General features: G+C 33.7%; 3 protein-coding genes. All 3 read left to right on the top strand.

Going from position 1 to position 3580, the window contains the following annotated elements; all coding sequences use genetic code 11:
- Window positions 1-327: phosphopyruvate hydratase (locus HOG71_03885; protein ID MBT5989973.1), on the top strand; the 327-nt coding region annotated here is incomplete at its 5' end.
- A gap of 389 nt (window positions 328-716) precedes the next feature.
- The gene (locus HOG71_03880) at window positions 717-1652 is read left to right on the top strand and encodes a hypothetical protein (GenBank protein MBT5989972.1); all 936 of its coding nucleotides are present in this window, start codon (window positions 717-719) and stop codon (window positions 1650-1652) included.
- 346 nt (window positions 1653-1998) lie between these two features.
- Window positions 1999-3459: a hypothetical protein gene (locus HOG71_03875; GenBank protein MBT5989971.1), complete on the top strand. Its 1461-nt coding sequence runs from the start codon at window positions 1999-2001 to the stop codon at window positions 3457-3459.
- Window positions 3460-3580: the final 121 nt, after the last annotated feature.

Here is a 3580-nt window from a genome sequence, read left to right as displayed (position 1 = left end):
GATGATATTTTTGTAACAAACACTGAATATATTAAACGTGGTATTGCTGAAAAAGCTGCGAACTCAGTTTTGATTAAATTAAACCAAATAGGCACGGTCACTGAAACAATTGATGCCATACGCATGTGTAGAGAAGCTGGTTGGCGGTATTTTCTGTCTCATCGCTCGGGTGAAACTGAAGATACTTTTTTAGCTGATTTTGCGGTAGCTATGGATGGCGGTCATATAAAAACCGGATCAGTCAGTCGTAGTGAAAGAATCGCCAAATATAATCGCCTATTGGAAATTGAAAAAGAGTTGGGGAATCAGGCCCTTTATTACTGGTAACACTCTTGGCTTTATTGGTTTTTCAATACAATCGTTCATACATAACACCCTAATTTTTGAAATAGATACCTCAAAACCGTCTGTGGTATTTATTTCAATGCTTTCTTTCCTCTGCGCATCTTTTTTATTCCTGATCTTTAATAAATTGTTTTAGCAATACATCCACACTAGAAAAAACCAGCAATGGTTTGTTCCTCACTTTCGGCATATAGCTTTATTGTTAATATCAATAGCTTAAAAAGTTATTCTGCTCACTTGCTAGTTATTATCTGTCAATTTTAATATTCATTTTGTGTTGATTGCAATCGGTTCTGCCAAACAGGAATAAAATTTGCTTTTAACTATGATAACCATCATCCCATTTTCCATAACTTTGATATGTAAAGACAATGAAGACGATATTTCTTATTATTTTTTTCTGTATTGTTTTATCGCCACAGCTATTCGCACAAATCTCAACACCTTCTTTGGATACAACAAAAAAATCGGATTTGGCAGCGGCGGCCAGCTGGCGATTTCACTCATCATTGGCGATAGGATACAGGAGTGGTTCCGGTAAAATTAAAAGCAGTGATACCACCGTTGCTGAGTTCGACCAAACGTATACAGAAGCAATATTAGCCCATCAATTGAACGGTCTTACTTTCGAATATGGTGTAAATCCTGAATTCAAAAGAAACACTGAAATTATTGTTTCCAGCGAAAAGCAGGTCACAGAAACTGAACAAACTCAATTTAATCTGGCTTACCGGGTTAATCAAAATATTTCCATTGGTGCCAGTTCGCGAACCTGGAAATTTGATGATAATACAGATACTGCTTCGGCTGGTTTGAAAAATGAAACAGGTATTGGTGAAGAAAGTGGCATCGGCATGGGACTTTCGCTACGTTTACTGGATATTATTTTTATAGCATTCGGTGTAGAAGATTTAGAACAGCAGGTAGATGGTTATCAAGATAATGAATGGCAGGATCAATATCAGGGAATTAGTATTCTAACAGATGGTGGCATTCGTTTAGAATGGTCTAAAATTGAATCACCGGAATCGGAAAAAACAGGTGCAGTATACCATAATCAGTCTACCGATACAAAAGTAACTGTGGAGTACTTATTAGATGTATGGTTATTAAGTTATCAAACACAAAGTTATGTCATAAAACCCCAAAATGGGGGTAGAGATATTGAGTATAGTTATATCACTTACGGGTTTGGAATGACTGCAGATCAAGGTTTATCATTTAATATATCAATGACAGACGGAACGGAAAGTGAAGAGGAATATGAAATTAAAGTATATCGAATTGGGTTAGCTTATAATTATTAAGAACTGTAAAAAATAGCAATTAAGGAATCAAACGGAGTAAGGTCCTCACTATAAATTTTATGAGCCTTAACTCCGTTTTTTCTTTTGGTGATTGAAACAGTTTTGCATTACATGTATAGTTGGGACCTTTAATAGCAAATAAATTAACACTTAATCTATTTACCGTCGTTTCTGTCACATGGCTAAACAAAAATCAAAAAATAATCAAAATAATCGTCCCCTCAGAAATGTAAAAAGTTCATTTTGGAGCAACTGGTTATTACCTTTCAAAACCATTTATAATGTTTATAAAATTCTGGCCCAATTTTACAGGGAAGCGAAGCAAATTACATTCGATGAAGAACAATTGAAGAACATAAAATTAGCCATACGAAATAAATCCAGTGAGATTTTACTTAATAATATACAGGAGTATGGTGTTAACATTATTTCTCAAAAAACAAAAAGTCAGGCAATCAAGCATTTAAACGAGGAAATGCTAAAACTCGCCTGCACACCCTCAAATGAACAAATTCAATCTAAAATGGAAAAATTGTTAGGGATTATGTTGCAGGGATTTGATCAAACTTCAATTTATAGTACCACCCATGATGAAGTTCAGGATTTCATCAATAATGAAATCAATATTTTTGCCTGTGATCCTCAAAATGATATTGTTTCAAAAAAAATTGCGTTATTGACAAAGAATTTTATCCAGCAACTTACGACAGAAATCATCACCGAAGGTACTAAAGATGAGATTATAAAATATATAAATGAAAAAGGAGTTGAATGGTGTCAAAGTTCAGACAATAATATTGTTCAAAAAAAATCTGAAAATATTTTTCGATCCTTTGTAGCAACATATGAAGACGAAGATATTTCTGATGAAACAAAAAGCCATGTTTTTAATGTTATCAATCAGGTGATTCAAAATATTTCCAAACAGCCTGGCAATATTGATATACAGGAAAAAGCAAACGAATTAACATCAACATTAATCAAACGACAATCCTATGGGGATATTTCTGAAGCAACCATAACAGCCATTATAGCGTTCATTAATCAGGAAGTCGTCCGGGAAACACACAAGGAAAATAATGAAGCGGTTCAAAATCGAGTCGGGACGTTAATGGCACAAGTACTTAATAAACTTGAATCCGGAGATGTTCAAAAAGATATTATTCAAAAAGTCAAAAAACATGTGAATCAAAAAATTCTGGACTATTCCCAAGAGACAGATAATGAAATCATATTTAGCAAAGTTGAAAATCTGTTAAGTGAAACTGTCCATAAATTTGATGCAGCTATCATTAATAAAGACATAACAAAATCAATTGTCGAAAATTTAAATTCAAGAACATCTTCATTATCACAAACAGAAGATAATGAAATAATGAACCATAAAGTAGAAGAACTACTAGTAACTTTTTTAGACCAATGTAATTACAAAGAACATGTTGAAGAGGATTTAATTATTACTATTAAGAAAAACCTGAATCAACTGATCTATAACCTATTACATAGTTCTGATAAAATTGATAAAGAAGCCTATCGTCTTTTTTCCGAAATACTGGAATCAAAAAATAATGCCAATATGGATCCAATTGTACGGATGCAAGTCGAATCAGCTTTATATAAAGTGATTGTTAAAGAACTGGGGATATATGGTAATAGCGATTTAACCAGAAAGGCAGTTGACTTAATCCATGATATCTCCCGCAGACTCCCACATGATTCTAACACCAATGATATCATTATGGATCACAAAGTTAGAACAATTGATTCAATGGATCCCACTAAACAGAAAGCTGATTCAAATGACTAACAGTAAAGCTTTAGAAAAGGCAATTTCATTAAGCATCTCTGAGCATCCCAGATTAAGTGAATTTGACGGATTGGTTTATCCTGTTATTTCAAGACGGGCAGGGGGTTTATCATTGGGCCTT

Source organism: Bacteroidota bacterium, from assembly GCA_018698135.1.
Lineage (GTDB): Bacteria > Bacteroidota > Bacteroidia > CAILMK01 > JAAYUY01 > JABINZ01.
The sequence above is the reverse complement of the archived record's forward strand: the minus strand, read 5'-3'. Positions and strand labels throughout refer to the sequence as shown.